The following is a 21,859-nucleotide window of genomic DNA, read 5'->3' as shown; positions in this document are numbered from 1 at the left end:
CCGTAGCGCCACCGGGGATTTTGACCTCAGGCGAGAACCAGATCGCTCTGCGGGTGGCAGGAGCAGGCCAGCACGTAGCCGTCGGCGATTTCCGCATCGGTCAGCGTCATGGTGCTGGTTACGCTGTATTCGCCGGCAACCACTTTGGTTTTGCAGCAGCCACAGACGCCAGCGCGGCAGGCGACGGTCACCGGTACCTTATTGCTCTCCAGCGCGTCCAGCAACGTGGTGCCGACCGGCGCGTAGAACGTTTTCGCCGGCTGCAGCTTGGTGAATTTCAATCCGTCGGTAGCGGCTTCCGCCACCGGGGTAAAGAACTTCTCTTTAAAGAAACGCGTCACGCCAAGCGCCGTCACTTCTTGTTCCACCATCTCCATATAAGGCGCCGGGCCGCAGGTCATCACGGTACGGCTGGAGAGATCCGGCACGCTTTGCAACAGCTCGCGGGTGAGGCGCCCGGCGATAAAGCCCGGCGTCGCGTCGTTTTCCGCCACCAGCGTTACCGGGTATTGACGCCACTCTTCGGCGAAAATGACATCCTTCGGCGAACGCACGTTAAAGATAACCTGCACATCCGCCTGCGGGCGGTACTTCGCCAACCAGCGGCGCATCGACATAATAGGCGTCACGCCGCAGCCTGCGGCCAGCATCAGAAAACGATCGCTTGTTTTATCTTCGCAGGTAAACTCGCCCATCGCATCCGACAGCCAGATATAGTCGCCGCGTTTTACATCGCGGGTTAACCACTGTGAGCCTGCGCCATCGTCAATACGACGAACGGTCAGCGTAATGTACTCACTGACCCCCGGCGTTGAGGAGAGCGTGTAGGCGCGCAGCGTATCCGCCGAATGGCGCACGCTAACCAGCGCGTACTGCCCGGCGCGATAGGGATAGTAGTCGTGGCACAGCAACGAAATCGTCCATACGTCCGGCGTTTCCTGCTGAATATGATGAACCTGCATTCGCCACGGGCACTGTTGAGTTGGCATTGTCATGCGGTGACTCCTTATGCGCTCAGCAACTGCTGCATATCTTGTTCTACGGTAGTGACGGAACGCAGACCGAACTTCTCGTTGAGGACAGCCAGCAGGTCCGGCGTGAAGAAGCCAGGCGCGGTCGGGCCGGTGACGATGTTTTTCACCCCGAGCGACAGCAGCGTCAGCAGGATGACGATGGCTTTTTGTTCGAACCAGGAGAGCACCAACGACAGCGGCAGATCGTTTACGCCACAGCCCAGTTTTTCCGCCAGCGTTACTGCGAGAATAATCGCCGAGTAGGCATCGTTACACTGACCGGCGTCGACCAGACGCGGCAGGCCTTCGATATCGCCGAAATCCAGTTTATTGAAGCGGTATTTACCGCATGCGAGAGTCAAAATCAGGCAGTCGTCCGGTACGCTGGTAGCGAAATCAGTGAAGTAGTTACGTTCGCCGCGCGCGCCGTCGCAGCCGCCGACGAGGAAGATGTGGCGCAGTTTTTCACGGCTGACCAGATCAATCAGCGTATCCGCCGCGCCGAGCAGCGTCTGGCGGCCGAAACCAACGGTGATCAGATGCGGGATTTCGCTATACGGGAAGCCGGCCATTTGCTGCGCCTGGGTGATAACCGGGGAGAAATCTTCGCCTTCCAGATGATTGACGCCCGGCCAGCCGACGATGCTGCGAGTCCAGATGCGGTCGTCGTAGGCGCCGACGGTTGGGTCGATGATGCAGTTCGAGGTCATCACGATGGGCCCCGGGAAGCGGGCGAATTCAACCTGCTGGTTTTGCCAACCGCTGCCGTAGTTACCGATCAGATGTTTAAACTTACGCAGCTCCGGGTAACCGTGAGCCGGTAACATTTCACCGTGGGTATAGACGTTAACGCCGGTGCCTTCAGTCTGCTCTAACAGGTTATACAGATCTTTCAGATCGTGCCCGGAGATCAGGATGCACTTACCTTCGGTCGCTTTAACGTTGACCTGGGTCGGCGTCGGGTGGCCATATTTCGTGGTTTCACCGGCGTCGAGGATGCTCATCACTTTGAAGTTCATCTGGCCGATTTCCATCGAACATTCCAGCAGAGCGTTCATATCGGCAGGCCAGGTACCCAGCCACGCCATGATTTTATGGTACTGGGCGTAAATGTCGTTGTCGTACTGACCGAGCACGTGCGCGTGTTCCATATAGGCCGCGGCGCCTTTCAGGCCGTACAGGCACAGCAGGCGCAGGCCGAGGATATTCTCACCGATCGCGGCCTTGTCTTTATTTGGCGTATAGTCCGCCGCCTGACGTTGCAGCTCGCCCAGATCATCGCTAACCAGCTGCAGATCGGCTACCGGGCTGTCGACCGAAGCCTTGGCATCAATATTCAGGCATTGCGCTTTCAGCGCCTCGCGCATCGCGATGGCCTGACGGGCGTAGCCGACGATACGCGGCGAGTCGAAGTTCACGTTGGTTAGAGTAGAGAAGAACGCCCGCGGGGCGAAATTATCCACCTCATGATCGATGATGCCGTATTCACGTGCCTTAACGGCCCATGCGGATAGGCCCTGCAGCGAAGCAATCAGCAGATCCTGTAAATCGGAGGTTTCAGCGGTTTTACCGCACATACCCTGCGCGTAAGAACAGCCATTTCCTGCCGGCGTACGGATAGTTTGTTCACATTGCACACAAAACATGATCACACCTTTTAAAGTTATATTTTAGATACATGTTTAAGGTTATGCCTGTCGCCGTATGGAGAAAAGGTATTTCTGACACAACTTAAAGGGAGATTGATTTAGCGCAATTTTGGCGGTAGGGAGCCTACCGCCATAGGGGGATCAGGCTGAGAAGAACGCCATCAGCACCGGCACCAGCAGGCTGAGGATAAAACCGTGGACGATGGCTGCAGGCACGATTTCCACGCCACCGGAGCGTTGTAGCACCGGCAGAGTAAAGTCCATCGAGGTTGCGCCGCACAGCCCAAGCGCGGTAGAGCGGCTGCGCATTACCATGCCGGGGATTAACATTATCGCCAGCAGTTCGCGGGCCAGATCGTTAAAGAATGTCGCGCTGCCAATGACCGGGCCGTAGGATTCGGTCATCAGGATCCCGGAAAGGGAGTACCAGCCGAAGCCGGATGCCATCGCCAGACCGGTTTTAATGGGCAGACCAAGAATAAGGGCATTAATCACTCCGCCAAATAATGAGCTGGCCGCGACCACCACCGCGACAATCATTCCGCGGCGATTAAGCACAATTTGGCGTAAAGTCATTCCATTATTACGTAGCTGAATACCGATGAGGAATAATAAGAAAATTAAAGTATATTCGCTGGCTTCAGTCGCATGCTGTAAAAAAGAGAGGCCGCTTAATCCCAGCAGGAAACCAATTAGCACTACGCCAAGCAGCTGTAGTGACTCGAGAGCCATCGCCAGGCGCGAGGGTAATTTTTCAGGACGATGCTTGACCCGCCACGGCATTTTTTTATCCAGCCATAGCAGTGCTGCAATATTGCACAGAATAATAACCACAATGCTGACCGCGGAGTAATGCAGTATTGATAACAGATTGCTGCTGAGATTATCGAGGAAGGCAAGGCTAATCCCCATGAAAAAGAGGATAACGTAAACAATCCAGCTAAGCAGCCGGGTAATCAGTTTCAGTGCGGAAGGGTGACGCAGAGGAATAAGGTAGCCGACAATCAACGGCAGCAGAATGATTAATAGTCCCGAAAACATGAACGGCAAGGTCCTTGCAAAATAAGAATAGCGCCACTGACACTACCCAATTCGCCAGGCCGAGTAAAGCTGTCGACAAAAAGAAAAAGCCCGGCGTCGCCGGGCTTCTTGCGAGGGTTAGTCGCGTTTTTCGAGCAGGGTGCGGTACAGCACGCCGCCGAGGATACCGCCGATGATTGGCATCACCCAGAACAGCCACAGCTGTTGCAGCGCCCAGCCGCCCTGGAAGATAGCGACCGCGGTGCTACGCGCCGGGTTTACGGAGGTGTTGGTGACCGGAATGCTAATCAGGTGAATGAGGGTCAGCGCCAGGCCGATGGCGATCGGCGCAAAGCCCGCCGGGGCGTTTTTATCGGTCGCACCGTGAATAACCAGCAGGAATCCGCAGGTCAGCACGATTTCGATAACGATAGCGGACAGCATGGAGTAGCCACCCGGAGAGTGTTCGCCGAAACCGTTTGAAGCGAAGCCGCTCGCGGCAGCGTCGAAACCGGCTTTACCGCTGGCGACGACGTACAGCACCGCGGCGGCAATAATACCGCCAACAACCTGGGCGATAATATAACCAATGACGTCTTTAGCCGGGAAACGACCGCCAGCCCACAGGCCTAAAGTGACCGCTGGGTTAAAGTGCCCGCCGGAAATATGACCCACGGCAAAAGCCATGGTTAATACGGTTAAACCGAAGGCCAGGGCGACGCCGGCAAAACCAATTCCCAATTCCGGGAAAGCCGCTGCCAGCACTGCGCTGCCGCAGCCGCCGAATACAAGCCAGAATGTGCCAAAGCACTCTGCTGCTAATTTTCTGAACATAACCACCTCAAATAATAATGTAAACGAACACGTTTTGACGTGCCGGTCTTTATTTATCGACGCAAAGGATGACGATAAAAATAAAGCGTCGCTATTCTAGGGACGAACGCCACCCTCGGACTAGTTAAATAAATTGATGTAATTTGACTTAGAGCAATGAGATGATTTTCCTTTCACCATGCATGATTTATGCAAGTGTAGAACACAACGCTGAAAAATAAACTACTACCGAAGATGAATTAATTTATTAATTATATGAAATCAAGAGCTGATACCTTACAAACTCATTTGCTTCTGAGTTCAATTGTCGGTGCGGGAAGCAGGGGGTGCCATGTTGTCTGCGCCTCGCTATACTACTGATTACTGAAGGAGAATGTGGGCCAGGCGGAGGGGATATGCATCTTGAGCGTGTAGAGATCGTCGGATTTCGCGGTATCAACCGTTTATCGTTGATGCTCGAGCAAAACAATGTGCTAATCGGCGAAAACGCATGGGGTAAATCCAGCCTGCTGGACGCTCTGACGCTGCTTTTATCGCCTGAATTTGACCTGTACCATTTCGTACGCGATGACTTCTGGTTTCCCCCCGGTGATATTCAGGGGCGGGAGCATCATCTGCATATCATTTTAACTTTCCGCGAAAATGAACCCGGGCGCCATCGCGTGCGCCGTTTTCGACCGCTTAGCGATTGCTGGGTGCCCTGTGATGACGGCTATCAGCGCATTTTCTATCGCCTTGAGGGGGAGCTGGCGGACGACGGCAGCGTGATGACCCTGCGTAGTTTTATTAACTGCCAGGGAGAGGCGCTGGAGATGCAAGATATCGACGATCTGGCGCGCCATCTGGTGCGCTTAATGCCGGTATTGCGCCTGCGCGACGCCCGCTTTATGCGCCGAATTCACAACGGAACCGTGCCGCATTCGCCGCAAATTGAGATTACCGCCCGGCAGCTGGATTTTCTCTCCCGCGAACTGGTCAATCATCCGCAAAATCTCACCGATGGGCAAATCCGCGAAGGGCTGTCGGCGATGGTGCAACTGCTAGAACATTACTTCGCCGAGCAGAGCAGCGCGCAAAGCCGCAATCGCCTGATGCGCCGACGTTCTCATGATGAACAACGCAGCTGGCGCTATCTCGATATTATTAACCGAATGATTGATAAACCCGGCGGACGCAGTCATCGGGTGATCTTACTTGGGTTGTTCTCCACTTTATTGCAGGCGAAAGGGACCGTCCGCCTCGATCGCGATGCGCGGCCGCTGCTGCTGATTGAAGATCCAGAAACTCGGTTGCATCCGATCATGCTTTCGGTCGCCTGGCATTTACTGAATCTCCTGCCGCTGCAGCGAGTCACTACAACCAATTCCGGCGAACTTTTGTCGTTGACGCCGGTTGAGCAGGTGTGTCGGCTGGTGCGTGAATCGTCCCGCGTCTCGGCGTGGCGGCTCGGTCCCGGCGGGATGAATGCGGAAGATAGCCGTCGCATTGCGTTTCACATTCGCTTCAACCGCGCGTCATCGCTGTTTGCCCGCTGCTGGTTGCTGGTGGAAGGCGAAACGGAAACCTGGGTTATCAACGAACTGGCGCGCCAGTGCGGGCATCATTTCGACGCTGAAGGGGTGAAGGTGATTGAATTCGCCCAATCCGGGCTCAAGCCGCTGATTAAATTTGCCCGCCGGATGGGGATTGAATGGCATGTGCTGGTTGACGGCGATGAGGCAGGAAAGAAGTACGCCGCTACGGTGCGCGGACTACTCAACAATGATAACGAACTGGAACGCGTACACTTAACCATGCTTCCGGCGATGGACATGGAACACTTTATGTATCGTCAGGGGTTCGATGATGTTTACCATCGGGTGGCGCAGATCCCGGATAATATGCCGATGAACATGCGCCGAGTGATCACCAAAGCCATTCACCGTTCATCGAAACCCGACCTGGCGATAGAGGTCGCGATGGAGGCTGGACGGCGGGGAATCGACGCCGTCCCGACGTTGCTGAAAAAGATGTTTTCCCGGGTGTTGTGGCTGGCGCGCGGGCGCGCTGATTAGCCCAGCCGCGAAAACCGTGCCATGTCTCGCCGCAAGACATCGCGGCAGCCCAACATCAATAAACATTAAGCATTGCTAAAATTCTGGCTTCTGTTCGCCGCCGCTTCCGTTAGAATCATCATCCGAGCTGCGGGGAATAGATCAGGAATTTTTTATGACATTGAATGGAAAACGCAGGAAAGTCTGGTGGCTGTTGGCGCTGGTGGTGGTTATTGCGGCCGTTTGGGGATGGCGCGTTCTGAACGCGCCGTTGCCGCAGTATCAAACGCTGGTGGCGCGTAAAGGCGATCTGCAGCAGAGCGTACTGGCGACGGGCAAGTTAGATGCGCTGCGTAAAGTCGACGTCGGCGCGCAGGTCAGCGGCCAGTTGAAGACGCTGCGCGTCAATATTGGCGATAAAGTACAGAAGGACCAGCTGCTGGGAGTTATCGACCCGGAGCAGGCTGAAAACCAGATTAAAGAAGTCGAAGCGACGCTCATGGAGCTGCGCGCTCAGTTAAAACAGGCGCAGGCCGAACGTAAGCTCGCGCAGGTAACCTTAGCGCGCCAGCAGCAGTTGGCGCAGCGCCAACTGGTCTCACGCCAGGATCTGGATACCGCCGCCACCGATGTGGCGGTGAAAGAAGCGCAAATCGGCACCATCGAGGCGCAGATTAAACGCAACCAGGCGACCCTCGACACCGCGAAAACCAACCTCGACTATACGCGTATCCTGGCGCCGATGTCCGGCGAAGTGACGCAAATCACTACCCTGCAGGGACAGACGGTGATTGCCGCTCAGCAGGCGCCAAACATCCTGACGCTGGCGGACCTCAGTACCATGCTGGTCAAAGCGCAGGTTTCGGAAGCGGACGTGATCCATCTTAAGCCGGGGCAAAAGGCCTGGTTTACGGTACTCGGCGACCCTCTGACCCGTTACGAAGGTACTCTGAAGGATATTCTGCCGACGCCGGAAAAGGTCAATGACGCCATATTTTATTATGCGCGGTTTGAAGTTCCCAACCCGCAGGGGATCCTGCGTCTTGAAATGACGGCGCAGGTGCATATCCAGCTGGCGGAAGTGAAAAACGTGATTACTATTCCGCTCAGCGCGCTGGGCGACGCCATCGGCGATAACCGCTACAACGTGCGCTTGCTGCGCAACGGGGAAGTGAAAGAGCGTGAAATCGTTATCGGTGCGCGTAACGATACCGATGTGGCGGTGGCGAAAGGGCTGGAAGAGGGCGATGAGGTCATTATCAGCGAAAGCACGCCCGGAGCGTCAAAATGACGGCGCTGCTCGAACTGCGTGATATTCGCCGCAGTTACCCCTCGGGCGACGGTGAAGTTGAAGTCCTAAAGGGCATCACCCTCAGTATTGCCGCCGGGGAAATGGTGGCGATCGTTGGGGCTTCAGGTTCCGGCAAATCAACGCTGATGAACATCCTTGGCTGCCTTGATAAACCCACCAGCGGTACCTATCAGGTTGCCGGGGTCGATGTGTCGCATCTGAGCGGCGATGAACTGGCCAGGCTACGCCGTGAGCACTTTGGCTTTATTTTCCAGCGTTACCATCTGTTATCGCACCTGACGGCGGCGCAAAACGTCGAGGTACCTGCTATCTATGCCGGCAAAGAGCGCCGGATTCGCCTTGAACGGGCGCGGGATTTACTCACCCGATTAGGTTTGGGCGAGCGGGCGGAATACTTCCCGTCGCAGCTATCCGGCGGGCAGCAGCAGCGCGTGAGTATCGCCCGCGCCCTGATGAACGGCGGCGAGGTGATCCTTGCCGATGAACCGACCGGGGCGCTGGATAGCCACTCAGGTGAAGAGGTCATGGCCATCCTGCATCAGCTTAAGGCGCAAGGGCATACGGTGATTATCGTCACGCACGACCCGCAGGTCGCGGCGCAGGCGGAAAGAATTATCGAACTGCGCGACGGTGAAATTGTGCGTAACCCACCGCCGTCGTCGCTGGAAAAAGGCGGCGTGCTTCGCGCCGAAGACCGCGCGGAGCCTACCATCTGGCGTCAGTTCAGCAGTGGTTTTCGTGAGGCGCTGGTGATGGCCTGGCGGGCGATGGCGGCGAATAAAATGCGCACGCTGTTAACTATGCTTGGCATCATTATTGGTATCGCTTCGGTCGTCTCTATCGTGGTCGTCGGCGATGCCGCGAAACAGTTGGTTTTAGCCGATATTCGCGCCATCGGCACCAATACCATTGATGTTTATCCCGGTAAAGATTTTGGCGATGACGATCCGCGTTATCAGCAGGCGTTAAAATATGACGATCTGCTGGCGATTCAAAAACAACCATGGGTGAGCTCCGCGACGCCGGCGGTATCGAAAAGCCTGCGCCTGCGCGCTAATAACATCGATGTGGCCGCCAGCGCCGAAGGCGTTGGCGCGCAATATTTCAACGTTTATGGCATGACGTTCAGCGAGGGAAATACGTTCAATGAGCTGCAGCTGAATAGCCGGGCGCAGGTGGTGGTGCTGGATAGCAATGCCCGTCGCCAGCTATTCCCCCACAAGGCGAAAGTGGTTGGCGAGGTGATTTTGGTCGGTAATATGCCGGCGACGATTGTCGGCGTGGCCGATGAGAAACAATCGATGTTCGGCAGCAGCAAAATCCTCCGCGTCTGGCTGCCCTATTCCACGATGGCCGGGCGGGTGATGGGGCAATCGTGGCTTAACTCGATAACCGTCCGCGTGCAGGAGGGCTACGATAGCGCCACCGCTGAGCAGCAACTGGTGCGGTTGCTGGAGCTCCGCCATGGCAAAAAAGATGTTTTCACCTGGAATATGGACAGTGTCTTGAAAACGGCGGAAAGGACCACACATACTTTACAGCTGTTCCTGACCCTGGTGGCGGTGATCGCGCTGGTCGTCGGCGGGATTGGGGTGATGAATATCATGCTGGTGTCAGTCACGGAGCGCACCCGTGAAATCGGCATCAGAATGGCGGTTGGCGCCCGGGCCAGGGATGTTCTGCAGCAGTTTCTTATTGAAGCGGTGCTGGTTTGTCTGGTGGGCGGCGCCATCGGCGTGAGTTTGTCGTTGATGATCGCGTTCATTTTGCAACTGTTCTTACCCGGTTGGGAAATCGGTTTTTCGCCGCTGGCGCTGTTGACCGCATTTTTGTGTTCGACGTTAACCGGAGTGCTGTTTGGCTGGTTACCGGCGCGTAATGCCGCGCGATTAGACCCGGTTGATGCGTTGGCGCGTGAGTAAGGAGATAAAAATGCCAGTCAGAAGGACTGGCATTTTATTAGCAGGATGTACACAATGAAGCAAAAGAGTTATGCAGCCGTTTCTGCTTCCACAGGAACAATCACGCTGGCGTGATTGCCTTTCGGCCCCTGGTGAACATCAAACCGAACGGATTGCCCGGCTTTTAGCGTTCTGTAACCATCCATCTGGATGGTGGAGTAATGGGCGAAAATGTCTTCGCCGCCGCCCTCAGGGCAAATAAAACCGAACCCTTTGGCATTGTTGAACCACTTAACAGTACCCATTTCCATACTTCGACATCCTTCGTAAATCTTTATAAGTAAGATGGAATGAACCGGTAGGGGAGTTACGAGTTGTACAATTGCTCGCCAACTCTCGCCAGTACAATTTAGAGAAATACGGAAATGCGTCAAGCAATTGACGAGGGTGAGCGGTGAAAAATGCGTCAAAATTTGAAGCAGTTAACGCTATTGCTGGGGAATGTGACAGGCGTCGCGGATGGAAGCAATAGATGATAGTTATCTATGATCTATTGTAGATTTGTAACGTGCATAACCTCAGATCATCGACAGGCCGCGGCCTGTTGGCAACAGCAACCGATGACGAACATTGACGATGAGTAAGAGAGATTGGCTGGACTTCGATCAACTGGTAGAAGATGAAGTTCGTGATGCGCTTAAACCACCATCTATGTATAAAGTGATATTAGTCAATGATGACTACACTCCAATGGAGTTTGTTATTGACGTGTTACAAAAATTCTTTTCTTATGATGTAGAACGTGCAACGCAACTGATGCTCACGGTTCACTATGAAGGTAAGGCGATTTGCGGCGTTTTTACCGCCGAAGTTGCGGAAACCAAAGTCGCTATGGTGAACCAGTACGCCAAGGAGAACGAGCATCCATTGCTGTGTACGCTAGAGAAAGCCTGATTACAGGCATGAAAATTGGGGGAGGTGCCTATGCTCAATCAAGAACTGGAACTCAGTTTAAACATGGCTTTCGCCAGAGCGCGCGAGCACCGTCATGAATTTATGACCGTCGAGCACTTGTTGCTGGCTTTGCTCAGCAACCCCTCGGCACGCGAAGCGCTGGAAGCCTGTTCCGTGGACCTGGTCGCTTTGCGTCAGGAACTTGAAGCCTTCATCGAACAGACCACTCCCGTCCTTCCGGCTACGGAAGAAGAGCGAGACACCCAGCCGACGCTAAGTTTTCAGCGCGTGCTGCAGCGTGCGGTTTTTCACGTCCAATCCTCCGGTCGCAGCGAAGTCACCGGCGCCAACGTCCTGGTCGCGATTTTCAGCGAGCAGGAGTCGCAGGCCGCCTATCTGCTGCGTAAACATGAAGTCAGCCGCCTTGATGTGGTGAATTTCATCTCTCACGGCACGCGCAAAGACGAGCCCAGCCAGCCTTCGGAAAATAACGCGAGCCAGCCGGGTAACGAAGAGCAAGCAGGCGGGGAGGATCGTATGGAAAACTTCACCACCAATCTCAACCAGCTTGCGCGCGTGGGCGGCATCGATCCGCTGATCGGCCGTGATAAAGAGCTGGAGCGTGCTATTCAGGTATTGTGTCGCCGCCGTAAAAACAACCCGCTGCTGGTGGGTGAGTCCGGCGTCGGCAAGACCGCGATTGCGGAAGGGCTCGCCTGGCGTATCGTCCAGGGCGACGTACCGGAAGTGATGGCGGATTGCACCATTTACTCGCTGGATATCGGTTCGCTGCTGGCGGGCACCAAATATCGCGGCGATTTTGAAAAACGCTTTAAAGCGCTGCTGAAACAGCTTGAGCAGGATACCAATAGCATTCTGTTTATCGATGAGATCCATACTATCATCGGCGCAGGCGCGGCCTCCGGCGGTCAGGTTGATGCGGCTAACCTGATTAAACCGCTGCTTTCCGGCGGCAAGATCAGGGTGATTGGCTCCACGACCTACCAGGAGTTCAGCAACATTTTTGAAAAAGATCGCGCGCTGGCGCGTCGTTTCCAGAAAATCGACGTGACCGAGCCTTCTGTCGAAGAGACGGTGCAGATCATCAACGGCCTGAAACCGAAATACGAAGCGCACCACGATGTGCGTTATACCGCCAAAGCGGTACGTGCGGCGGTCGAGCTGGCGGTGAAATACATCAACGATCGTCATCTGCCGGATAAGGCGATTGACGTGATCGACGAAGCGGGGGCGCGGGCGCGGCTGATGCCGGTCAGTAAGCGCAAGAAAACGGTCAATGTGGCGGATATCGAATCTGTGGTTGCGCGCATTGCGCGTATTCCGGAGAAGAGCGTCTCCCGCAGCGATCGCGATACGCTGAAAAACCTTGGCGACCGTCTGAAAATGTTGGTCTTCGGTCAGGATAAAGCGATTGAAGCGCTGACTGAAGCTATCAAGATGGCGCGTGCCGGGCTTGGACATGAGCATAAGCCGGTTGGGTCTTTCCTGTTTGCCGGGCCGACCGGGGTCGGGAAAACCGAAGTCACCGTGCAGCTGGCGAAAGCGCTGGGCATTGAGCTGCTGCGCTTTGATATGTCCGAGTATATGGAACGTCATACCGTTAGCCGCTTGATTGGCGCGCCTCCGGGATACGTTGGTTTCGATCAGGGCGGGCTGTTGACCGATGCGGTTATCAAACATCCGCACGCGGTGCTGCTGCTTGATGAGATCGAAAAAGCGCATCCGGATGTCTTCAATATCCTGCTGCAGGTAATGGATAACGGTACGCTGACCGATAACAACGGCCGTAAAGCGGACTTCCGCAACGTGGTGCTGGTGATGACCACCAACGCCGGGGTGCGTGAAACCGAGCGTAAATCGATTGGTCTTATCCAGCAGGATAACAGCACCGATGCGATGGAAGAGATCAAAAAGATCTTTACGCCGGAGTTCCGTAACCGTCTCGACAACATCATCTGGTTCGATCACCTCTCTACGACCGTGATCCATCAGGTGGTCGATAAGTTTATCGTCGAGCTGCAGGTACAGCTGGATCAGAAAGGCGTGTCGCTGGAAGTGAGCCAGGAAGCGCGTGACTGGCTGGCAGAGAAGGGATATGACCGGGCAATGGGCGCGCGTCCAATGGCGCGGGTGATTCAGGACAACCTGAAGAAACCGTTGGCGAATGAGCTGCTGTTTGGTTCGCTGGTGGACGGCGGCCAGGTCACCGTTGAGTTGGATAAAGCCAACAACGTGCTGACCTACGGCTTCCACAGCGCGCAAAAGCACAAACCGGAAGCGGCGCATTAAATAAATTCTGAATTGTTCAATGATAAAGACCGGGCTGGTGACAGCCCGGTCTTTTTTTATTAGCGTGGGACGGGACGGATAAAATCACAAGGATGAACCATGAAACCCGGCAAATTTTTGCTCTGCGCCTCGCTGGCGCTGTTCTCCATTGCCGCTCAGGCGCAATGTCCGGATATGACAGGAAGTTATCGGTTTAGCGGCGCTGAAAATCCCTTCTATCTGGTTAAGGCTGCCGGGGGGCCAACCTATAAGGCGTTTTTCCCCACCGGATCAGGTAAGTATGTGAGCACATACACCATTGATATCCCCGAGGAAAAACGGTTAGAGGAGCAAATCCCGCAATGTGCCTTGCTAATCAAAGGCGCTGGGATGTTGGTGAAAACGGAGAAGGGAAAGAAAATTACCACCACGAGTCAGTCGCAAAATTATATGACTGAGAAAACCATTACTACCGATTATGGTTTAATGGTTTATTCCGGCTTCGCTTCAGAGCTTATTGGTATCGACAAATTGAGCGCTCATGTGCCGAAAGAAGCGCTAAATAATACCCTGCCGATAGATAAAGAGATGACAGAGTAAATCAGCGCGGGAAGCGGAAATGAAAAGACCGGGCATGAGCCCGGCCTTCAGCATCTGACGCCTTAGCGGCGGAAACAATTAGCGACTACGGAAGACAATGCGGCCTTTGCTCAGGTCGTACGGGGTCAGCTCAACAGTCACTTTGTCGCCCGTCAGAATGCGGATGTAGTTTTTACGCATTTTACCGGAAATATGCGCAGTTACCACGTGACCGTTTTCCAGTTCTACGCGGAACATAGTGTTAGGCAACGTTTCAAGTACGGTGCCCTGCATTTCAATATTGTCTTCTTTGGCCATCTAGTCCTCTGGGGTATCACTACCGTAGTTTTGAACCGGCAAGATAATGCCGAAGTTCAGCAAGTATGTAAAGTTTTACGTATACCCAAAACAGTTCGCGTCGCAGGCTGGCGATAAATAATTGCGCGCAGCCAGCGCCTGTAGCTTAAAACATGACGGGTATAAATCGCCGAAGTAGTTTTGGCGCATTGCCCGGAATACACGCGGTGAAACCACATGACAGGCGCAAACGTAAAGGGCAGTGACAGAACGATGGGCGTTATCTGACTCTTATTATTCCCAAACGGCGGCGGGGCAACAGGCAGAAGCTACTCTACCGCGCAATTATACCACCACGCTAAGAAATGTGCTGAAAACATTTATCCATTACCGGTAAATAGCACCCTTGGTACCCAAAATCGCTCCGGTAAGCGGTAGGTGCGTAATACGGAAAGGTAATCGAGATAATCGCGGCGCGGGATTTCAATCGCCCCTAAAGAGGCGGTATGCGCGTTGAGAACCTGGCAGTCAATTAATCTGCCGCCATCCTGGGCAAAAGCCTGACAGAAGATCATCAGCGCGGTTTTGGAGGCATTTTCCGCCCGGCTAAACATCGATTCGCCGCAAAACAGCGCTCCCTGCGCCACGCCATACATGCCGCCGACCAGCGTGTCTTCATCCCATACCTCGATTGAATGAGCGTGACCAAGTTCATGTAACTGGTGATAGGCCTGCACGATGCTGGGGGTGATCCAGGTTCCTTCATCACGATGGCTGGCGCAGCCCTCGATAACCTGGCCGAAGGCGTGGTTGAGCGTCACCCGATAGGGAGAGCGTTGATGAAAGCGCTTCATGCTGCGGCTAAAGTGGAATTGCTCCGGCCACAGCACGGCACGTGGGTCGGGCGACCACCATAAAATAGGGTCGCCGGGAGAAAACCATGGAAAAATACCGCGCTGATAGGCCATGAGCAGGCGAGCGGGGCTCAGATCGCCGCCCAGCGCCAGCAGGCCATTTGGTTCACGCAGGGCGCCTTCCGGGGAAGGGAAGGCGATAGAGTCACGAGAGAGCTGAACCAGACGCATTTTTGACCTCAATACGCACCAGCAATTGTTGACAATAATAGCTTACAGACGTTGCTTAAACTGGTAATAGCGGCCCTGTTTCGCCAGCAGCTCTGCGTGACTACCTTGCTCAATAATTTGTCCGTTGTCCATGACTATTATCTGATTAAACCGCGCCAGTCCACGCAGGCGGTGGGTGACCATCAGTACGGTTTTTTCGTGCATCACTTCGCTTAGTAAATCAAGGATCTGGCTTTCCGTTGTCGCATCCAGACCTTCGGTGGGCTCATCAAGCAGCATTAGCGGCGCATCGTGCAATAGCGCGCGGGCGATGGCCAGTCGACGTAGCTCGCCGCCGGAAAGCTGACGTCCGCCTTCACCAAGCCAGCTATTCAGACCGCTATCTTCCAGCAGTTTCTCCAGGCCGACGCGCTCCAGGATATTGGCAAGCTCGCCGTCGCTGGCCTGCGGCGCGGCAAGCAGCAGATTATCGCGCAGCGTCGCGCTGAAGAGATGTACCCGCTGCGGCACGACGCTCATCGCCTGGCGCAGGGTCGTTTCAGACAGTGCGCTAAGCGGCTGGCCATTTAGTTGAATCTGACCGTTGGCCGGATCCCAGGCGCGGGTCAATAGCTGTAGCAGAGTTGATTTACCGCAGCCGGTACGGCCAAGAATGGCGATATGCTCGCCTGCCGCGACCTGCAGCGAAATATCTTTCAGCGCCGGGGCCGATTGCTGCGGGTAGCTGAAGGTTACCTCATTCAGGGTAAGCGCTACCTGGGAGAAGCTTTGCGGTGTCTGCTGGCTGAACGTCACCTCGGGCTGCTGCTCGGTAATCTGCGTGATGCGGCGGGCGGACGCGATGACCTGGCCGAGATGCTGGAAGGCGCCGGTGACCGGCGCCAGCGCTTCAAATGCCGCCAAGGCGCAGAAAACGAAGAGAGCGATGAGCGCGCCCGGCTGGCTATTACCGCCAACGCCGTCAGATGCCATCCACAGCATGGCGATCACCGCGATGCCGCCAATCAACAGCATCAGCGCCTGCGACAGGGCGGTAAGCTCAGCCTGACGGCGCTGCGCTTCTTGCCAGCGCTGTTCCGTTTTTTCCATCTGTTCGCGGTAGCGATCGCTGGCATTAAACAGCATCAACTCGGCCTGCCCCTGTAGCCAGGAGGTGAGTTGCTGGCGATACTGCCCGCGAAGCTGGGTGATATGCTCCCCGGTCGGCTTACCGGCACGGTAAAACAGCGGTGGCAGCAGGAGTAGCGTCGCCAGCATAATACCGCCAAGCGTGAGCGCCAGGGTGACATCGAGTACGCTTAAGCCGATGGTTACCACCAGAATGACCACCAGTGCGCCAACCAGCGGCGAAATCACGCGTAGATAGAGGTGATCCAGCGTGTCGACATCAGCCACGATGCGGTTGAGTAACTCGCCCTGGCGAAAACGCGCCAGCCCGGCGGGGGAGAGCGGCAGCAGTTTGCTAAACGTGGCGACGCGCAGGTGCTGCAATACCCGGAAAGTCGCGTCGTGGCTTACCAGACGCTCAAAATAGCGGCCTGCAGTACGAATAATCGCTGCGCCGCGAACGCCCGCGGCGGGCAGCATGTAGTTAAAACTGTAGATACCGGCGACGCCGACGACCGCCGAGGCGGAAAGGAACCAACCGGAAAGCGTTAACAGCCCGATACTTGCCAGCAGCGTAACGATAGCCAGCACCACGCCGAGGGTCAGCAGCCATTTGTGGCGTTTGTATAGCGCCAGATAGGGTAACAGTGCGCGCATTTAAATTTCCTCCTGGCGATGGGCTAACAGTGAGGCAAACGCGCCTCCAGCGGCAGAAAGCTGCGCATAGTCGCCTTGCTCGACAATCTGACCATCCTGCATTACCCAGATAGCATCCCACTCGGCGAGTCCTGCCAGTTGGTGGGTGACCATCAGGGTGGTCTGCTGGGTGGAGGCGTGAGACAGCGCCTGCATGACGCGCTGTTCGCTATGGGCGTCAAGGCTGGCCGCTGGTTCATCAAGCAGCAAAAGCCGGCACGGCACCAGCAGCGCGCGCGCTACGGCAATGCGCTGAGCCTGGCCGACAGAGAGGCCAGCAGCCTGATCGCCGACCGGGGTATTAATACCTTGTGGCAGTTGGGAGATAAACTCGCTGACCCAGGCCTTATCCAGAGCTAGCTGCAGTTGCGCTTCCGTGGCTTCTGGCCACGCCAGCAACACGTTTTCACGCAGAGTGGCAGCGGGCAGCTGCGGGTTCTGACCGACCCAGCTAATTAGCCGACGCCAGCGTTCAGCATCGAGAGCGCGCAACTCCACGCCGTTAACCTGTAGCGAACCTTCATAGGGAAGAAAGCCTGTCAGCGTATTCAGCAGCGAGCTTTTACCAGAGCCGCTCTGGCCAACCAGTACCACACGTTCTCCGGCGTTCAGGATAAAACTAAGCGGGCCTGCCAGCGTTTTGCCATCCGGTGATTTGACTATCAGATCGCGGGCTTCGAGGCGAATCAGTTCATGATCGCTTAGCGTTTTCTCGCCCCGTTCGGCCTGCGCCAGCGGAGTTTCCATAAAGGACTTCAGGCTATCTGCTGCGCCAATGGCCTGAGCCTTAGCATGGTAAAATGTGCCTAAATCACGCAGCGGCTGGAAAAACTCCGGCGCCAGTATCAGGGTTAAAAAACCTGACATCAGCGTGACGCCGACGCCGTAGTGGCCGAAGTCGAGCTCGCCGAGGTAGGAAAAACCGAAATAGACCGCCACCAGCGCGATAGAGAGCGAGGTAAAGAACTCCAGTACGCCGGAGGAGAGAAAAGCCAGACGCAGGACTTCCATCGTCCGCTGGCGGAAATCCTGCGACGCGTCGCGGATATTATTGATTTCCGCTTCGCCGCGGTTGAACAGGCGCAGTGTTTCCATGCCGCGTAGGCGGTCGAGGAAGTGGCCGCTAAGGCGACCGAGCGCAAGGAAATTGCGCCGGTTGGCATCGGCGGCGCCCATCCCGACCAGCGCCATAAAGAGCGGGATCAGCGGAGCGGTGCCGAGTAAAATTAGCGCGGCTGCCCAGTTGCTGGGGAAGATAGTGATAACAATCAGCAGCGGCACGCAGGCGGCCAGCGTCATCTGCGGCAGATAGCGCGCGTAGTAATCATGCATATCGTCGATTTGCTCGAGGATGAGCGTCGCCCAACTGCCGGCGGGTTTTCCCTGAATCCAGGCCGGGCCCGCCTGCTGAAGGCGGTCCAGCACCTGGCGGCGAATTTCATAACGGATATGCTGGCCGGCGTGGAAGCCGACGCGTTCGCGTAGCCATACCACCCAGGCGCGCAGGATCAGCACCAGCGCCAGCAAGGTAAATGGCAGCAGCAGCGCCGTCGCCGGGATATTTTCCATAATCATTCGGTGAAGGATACGCGCCAGGAACCACGCCTGAGCGACGATCAACAGACCGCTCACGACGCCCAGCAGGCGAGAAATCATCAACCAGCGACGGGAGATAATGCTTTTTTCTTTTAACCAGCGGGTTAACTCTTGTTGACGGGTTTTATTCATTGCGCGCTTAGCAGGTGTCGTTATGAGATTTTTGGGCACGGCAATGTTACAACGCGGCAAAAATAAAGGCGACTTTTCGTCGCCTTCTTTACCTTTGTTACTGACTTGTAAAGATTATTTGCAAGCGTCAGCTAAACCATCGAGGTAGCGTTCCGCGTCCAGCGCCGCCATGCAGCCGGTGCCGGCGGAGGTAATCGCCTGACGGTAGATATGGTCCATCACGTCGCCTGCCGCGAACACGCCGGGGATACTGGTTTGCGTGGCGTTACCGTGGATGCCGGACTGCACTTTGATATAACCGTTTTCCAGCGCTAACTGACCTTCAAAGATAGCGGTGTTCGGGCTGTGTCCAATGGCGACAAACAGACCGGCGACGTCCAGGGTTTCAACGTTGTCGCTATTTTTGGTATCGCGCAGACGCAGGCCGCTGACGCCCATCTGATCGCCGGTAACTTCTTCCAGGGTGCGATCGGTGTGCAGTACGATATTGCCGCTTTCCACTTTATCCATCAGGCGCTTGATCAGAATTTTTTCCGCACGGAAGGAGTCGCGACGGTGGATCAGATGCACTTCGGCCGCGATGTTGGACAGATACAGCGCTTCTTCAACCGCCGTGTTGCCGCCGCCGATGACCGCGACTTTCTGGTTACGATAGAAGAAACCGTCGCAGGTGGCGCAGGCAGAAACGCCGCGGCCTTTGAAAGCCTCTTCAGAAGGCAGACCCAGGTAACGGGCGGAAGCGCCGGTTGCGATAATCAGCGCGTCACAGGTGTACTCGCCGCTGTCGCCGACCAGGCGGAACGGACGGTTCTGCAGATCGACGCTGCTGATGTGATCGAAAATAATTTCAGTTTCGAACTTGGTGGCATGCTCGTGCATGCGTTCCATGAGCAGCGGACCGGTCAGATCGTTTGGGTCGCCTGGCCAGTTTTCCACTTCAGTGGTGGTGGTCAGCTGACCGCCTTTTTCCATGCCGGTGATCAGCACCGGCTGCAGGTTTGCGCGCGCAGCATAGACCGCCGCGGTATATCCTGCAGGTCCAGAACCTAGAATAAGCAGTTTACTGTGTTTGGCTGTGCCCATGAGATCCCCATATTTTATTGGCATACATTGGGCTGGATTGTAGGGAATTTGCGGGCGTAAAAAAAGAGCGTAGCGATTTTGTTAACGATATGTGCAATAGAACCCGCCGATGGATTGGCGATTTAACGAGCGGAAAATATAATTAATTCTACTGTTAGCGCCCTGATTATAAGATGAAAACATGAGATTCAGAGGGGGTTGATGATGAATATCTGGCATCTTGTACTAAAAATCGATGTTTTGCTTTGACAATCCCCTGTGCTTTTGCGAAAACATTCATGGAAGAAGAAAAGCAGTGTTTCGCGTGTGGCGAATGTTCATGCACGCAAATGCCATTTTTATCCGGGTCAGCGAAATCTACGCATGGTGTGGACAGACGCCATGCGTGATGTCGGTGACTGCCATCAGGCAACGGACTTCTCACGTACCCCTGGGTTACTCAACGTCGTACGGGTAATAACGGGATGGGCTCTGGCAGTGAAGGCGCAGAGTCAGAACAGGAGTAGGGAAGGAATACAGAGAGACAATAATAATGGTAGATAGCAAGAAACGCCCTGGCAAAGATCTCGACCGCATCGATCGTAACATTCTGAATGAACTGCAAAAAGACGGGCGTATTTCCAACGTCGAGCTTTCCAAACGGGTGGGACTTTCTCCGACGCCATGCCTTGAGCGCGTGCGTCGACTGGAAAGACAGGGTTTTATTCAGGGCTATACGGCGCTGCTCAACCCGCATTATCTGGATGCATCACTTCTGGTATTTGTTGAGATTACTCTGAATCGTGGTGCGCCGGATGTGTTTGAGCAATTTAACGCCGCAGTGCAAAAACTTGAAGAAATTCAAGAGTGTCATCTGGTATCCGGTGATTTTGACTATCTGTTGAAAACCCGCGTACCGGACATGTCAGCGTATCGTAAATTGCTGGGCGAAACCCTGCTGCGCCTGCCGGGCGTAAACGACACCCGTACCTACGTGGTTATGGAAGAAGTCAAGCAGAGTAATCGTCTGGTAATCAAGACGCGCTAACACGGAACAGGTGCAAAATCGACGTAGTTTGATTACACTCCTGTTAATCCATACAGCAACAGTGCCGGGGAGACCCGGCGCTGTTGTCCGTTTTAGCAGCAGGCAGGAAATTGCCTGATACCTGGAGAGCCTTTCTTGAGCCAGGAATACACCGAAGACAAAGAAGTCAAACTAACGAAGCTAAGCAGCGGGCGCCGCGTTCTTGAGGCGTTACTCATCCTTTGCTCTCTTTTTGCCATCTGGCTGATGGCGGCATTACTGAGCTTTAATCCATCCGATCCCAGTTGGTCACAGACCGCCTGGCATGAGCCTATCCATAATCTGGGCGGCATGCCCGGAGCGTGGCTGGCGGACACGCTATTTTTCATCTTTGGCGTAATGGCGTACACCATCCCCGTGATTATCATCGGCGGCTGCTGGTTTGCATGGCGTCATCAGGAAAATGACGAGTATGTCGACTACTTCGCCGTTTCGCTGCGCCTGATCGGCGCGCTGGCGCTCATTCTCACTTCCTGCGGTCTGGCGGCAATCAATGCCGACGATATCTGGTACTTTGCCTCCGGCGGCGTCATTGGCAGCCTGCTTAGCACCACCTTACAACCCTTGCTGCACAGCAGCGGCGGCACTATCGCCTTGCTTTGTATCTGGGCTGCAGGTTTAACGCTGTTTACCGGCTGGTCATGGGTCAGCATTGCCGAGAAACTCGGCGGCGCCATCCTTTCTATTTTGACCTTTGCCAGTAATCGTACCCGTCGGGACGATACCTGGGTTGATGAAGGCGAATATGAAGATGATGAATATGAAGATGATGAAGACGACGATAACGCGCAGCCGCGGGAATCGCGTCGCGCCCGCATCTTACGCAGCGCGCTAGCGAGTCGTAAGCGTCTGGCGGAAAAGTTCTCCAACCCGATGGGGCGTAAAACCGATGCCGCGCTGTTCTCCGGTAAACGTATGGATGATGCGGAAGCCGTACAATACAGCGCCAGCGGCGCGCCTGTCGCCGCTGATGATGTCCTGTTCTCAGGCGCCAGCGCCGCACGTCCTGGCGATTTAGACCCTTACGATCCGCTGCTGAATGGCCATACGGTGGCCGACCCGATCGGCGCCGCTTCCGCCGCTGCAGCTGTGCCGCAGGCATGGGCGGAGCAGGGGGCAGGGCAGGCATACCAACCGGAGGCTGCTCACCTGCAACCACCGGTGTATCAGCCTGAATACGCGCCGCAGCAGCCGCCGGTTTACCAGCCGGAAG

The 21,859-nt window shown here is 55.3% G+C and carries 18 protein-coding genes; 8 read left to right on the top strand and 10 right to left on the bottom strand.

The features are described from left to right. Window positions 1-26: 26 nt before the first annotated feature. The 4 genes from hcr to aqpZ form a co-directional block, all read right to left on the bottom strand. Window positions 27-995 carry an NADH oxidoreductase gene (gene hcr / locus ABLV17_RS16875; RefSeq protein ID WP_308958106.1) on the bottom strand — a complete coding sequence of 323 codons (969 nt, stop codon included), beginning with the start codon at window positions 993-995 and terminating at the stop codon, window positions 27-29. Between the two features lie 11 nt (window positions 996-1,006). After that, complete coding sequence (gene hcp / locus ABLV17_RS16870; RefSeq protein WP_087859971.1) at window positions 1,007-2,659, bottom strand: hydroxylamine reductase; 1,653 nt, start codon at window positions 2,657-2,659, stop codon at window positions 1,007-1,009. 144 nt (window positions 2,660-2,803) lie between these two features. After that, window positions 2,804-3,703, bottom strand: coding sequence for a lysine exporter LysO family protein (locus tag ABLV17_RS16865; protein WP_047065549.1), 900 nt, complete (start codon window positions 3,701-3,703; stop codon window positions 2,804-2,806). A gap of 117 nt (window positions 3,704-3,820) precedes the next feature. Then, window positions 3,821-4,516: an aquaporin Z gene (aqpZ, locus tag ABLV17_RS16860; protein WP_015367500.1), complete on the bottom strand. Its 696-nt coding sequence runs from the start codon at window positions 4,514-4,516 to the stop codon at window positions 3,821-3,823. A 395-nt stretch (window positions 4,517-4,911) separates the two neighbouring features. Here aqpZ and ABLV17_RS16855 point away from each other — a divergent pair, with 395 nt between their 5' ends. The 3 genes from ABLV17_RS16855 to macB all read left to right on the top strand — a co-directional run bounded on the left by ABLV17_RS16855 (window position 4,912) and on the right by macB (window position 9,783). Continuing rightward, complete coding sequence (locus ABLV17_RS16855) at window positions 4,912-6,570, top strand: ATP-dependent endonuclease (RefSeq protein WP_087859969.1); 1,659 nt, start codon at window positions 4,912-4,914, stop codon at window positions 6,568-6,570. Window positions 6,571-6,724: 154 nt separating this feature from the next. Then, the gene (gene macA / locus ABLV17_RS16850) at window positions 6,725-7,840 is read left to right on the top strand and encodes a macrolide transporter subunit MacA (protein WP_308958107.1); all 1,116 of its coding nucleotides are present in this window, start codon (window positions 6,725-6,727) and stop codon (window positions 7,838-7,840) included. Next, complete coding sequence (gene macB / locus ABLV17_RS16845; protein ID WP_213317966.1) at window positions 7,837-9,783, top strand: macrolide ABC transporter ATP-binding protein/permease MacB; 1,947 nt, start codon at window positions 7,837-7,839, stop codon at window positions 9,781-9,783. Before macA ends, macB begins: the two co-directional genes overlap by 4 nt. Window positions 9,784-9,851: 68 nt before the next feature. On the opposite strand, the gene cspD is transcribed toward macB, so the two are convergent. Beyond that, the gene (gene cspD / locus ABLV17_RS16840; protein WP_015367495.1) at window positions 9,852-10,073 is read right to left on the bottom strand and encodes a cold shock-like protein CspD; all 222 of its coding nucleotides are present in this window, start codon (window positions 10,071-10,073) and stop codon (window positions 9,852-9,854) included. 325 nt (window positions 10,074-10,398) lie between these two features. Between cspD and clpS the strand changes: the two genes are divergently transcribed. From clpS to ABLV17_RS16825, 3 genes are all read left to right on the top strand, one after another. After that, window positions 10,399-10,716 carry an ATP-dependent Clp protease adapter ClpS gene (gene clpS / locus ABLV17_RS16835; protein ID WP_015367494.1) on the top strand — a complete coding sequence of 106 codons (318 nt, stop codon included), beginning with the start codon at window positions 10,399-10,401 and terminating at the stop codon, window positions 10,714-10,716. Between the two features lie 30 nt (window positions 10,717-10,746). Beyond that, the gene (gene clpA, locus ABLV17_RS16830) at window positions 10,747-13,026 is read left to right on the top strand and encodes an ATP-dependent Clp protease ATP-binding subunit ClpA (protein ID WP_015367493.1); all 2,280 of its coding nucleotides are present in this window, start codon (window positions 10,747-10,749) and stop codon (window positions 13,024-13,026) included. A gap of 99 nt (window positions 13,027-13,125) precedes the next feature. Next, window positions 13,126-13,605 (top strand): hypothetical protein, encoded by a 480-nt coding sequence (locus ABLV17_RS16825; RefSeq protein ID WP_087859966.1) that lies wholly within the window; start codon window positions 13,126-13,128, stop codon window positions 13,603-13,605. A 78-nt stretch (window positions 13,606-13,683) separates the two neighbouring features. Here the strand turns inward: ABLV17_RS16825 and infA are convergent, their stop codons facing one another. The 5 genes from infA to trxB all read right to left on the bottom strand — a co-directional run bounded on the left by infA (window position 13,684) and on the right by trxB (window position 19,580). Then, complete coding sequence (infA, locus tag ABLV17_RS16820) at window positions 13,684-13,902, bottom strand: translation initiation factor IF-1 (protein ID WP_001040187.1); 219 nt, start codon at window positions 13,900-13,902, stop codon at window positions 13,684-13,686. A gap of 359 nt (window positions 13,903-14,261) precedes the next feature. Next, window positions 14,262-14,966 (bottom strand): leucyl/phenylalanyl-tRNA--protein transferase, encoded by a 705-nt coding sequence (aat, locus tag ABLV17_RS16815; protein WP_271032258.1) that lies wholly within the window; start codon window positions 14,964-14,966, stop codon window positions 14,262-14,264. Window positions 14,967-15,008: 42 nt separating this feature from the next. Next, window positions 15,009-16,730 carry a cysteine/glutathione ABC transporter ATP-binding protein/permease CydC gene (gene cydC / locus ABLV17_RS16810; RefSeq protein WP_087859964.1) on the bottom strand — a complete coding sequence of 574 codons (1,722 nt, stop codon included), beginning with the start codon at window positions 16,728-16,730 and terminating at the stop codon, window positions 15,009-15,011. Next, window positions 16,731-18,497 carry a cysteine/glutathione ABC transporter permease/ATP-binding protein CydD gene (gene cydD / locus ABLV17_RS16805; RefSeq protein ID WP_308958109.1) on the bottom strand — a complete coding sequence of 589 codons (1,767 nt, stop codon included), beginning with the start codon at window positions 18,495-18,497 and terminating at the stop codon, window positions 16,731-16,733. Between the two features lie 114 nt (window positions 18,498-18,611). After that, window positions 18,612-19,580, bottom strand: a complete 969-nt coding sequence (gene trxB / locus ABLV17_RS16800; RefSeq protein WP_045374041.1) for a thioredoxin-disulfide reductase — start codon at window positions 19,578-19,580, stop codon at window positions 18,612-18,614. A gap of 532 nt (window positions 19,581-20,112) precedes the next feature. Between trxB and lrp the strand changes: the two genes are divergently transcribed. Together lrp and ABLV17_RS16790 are read left to right on the top strand one after the other, a co-directional pair. After that, window positions 20,113-20,607: a leucine-responsive transcriptional regulator Lrp gene (gene lrp, locus ABLV17_RS16795; protein WP_000228469.1), complete on the top strand. Its 495-nt coding sequence runs from the start codon at window positions 20,113-20,115 to the stop codon at window positions 20,605-20,607. A gap of 135 nt (window positions 20,608-20,742) precedes the next feature. Beyond that, window positions 20,743-21,859, top strand: a 1,117-nt coding sequence (locus ABLV17_RS16790; protein ID WP_348854507.1) for a DNA translocase FtsK 4TM domain-containing protein, incomplete at its 3' end; no start/stop codon positions are given.

Source organism: Klebsiella sp. CN_Kp091, assembly GCF_040065095.1.
Taxonomy (GTDB): Bacteria; Pseudomonadota; Gammaproteobacteria; order Enterobacterales; family Enterobacteriaceae; genus Klebsiella; species Klebsiella aerogenes.
This window is presented reverse-complemented; position numbering and strand designations above follow the sequence as displayed.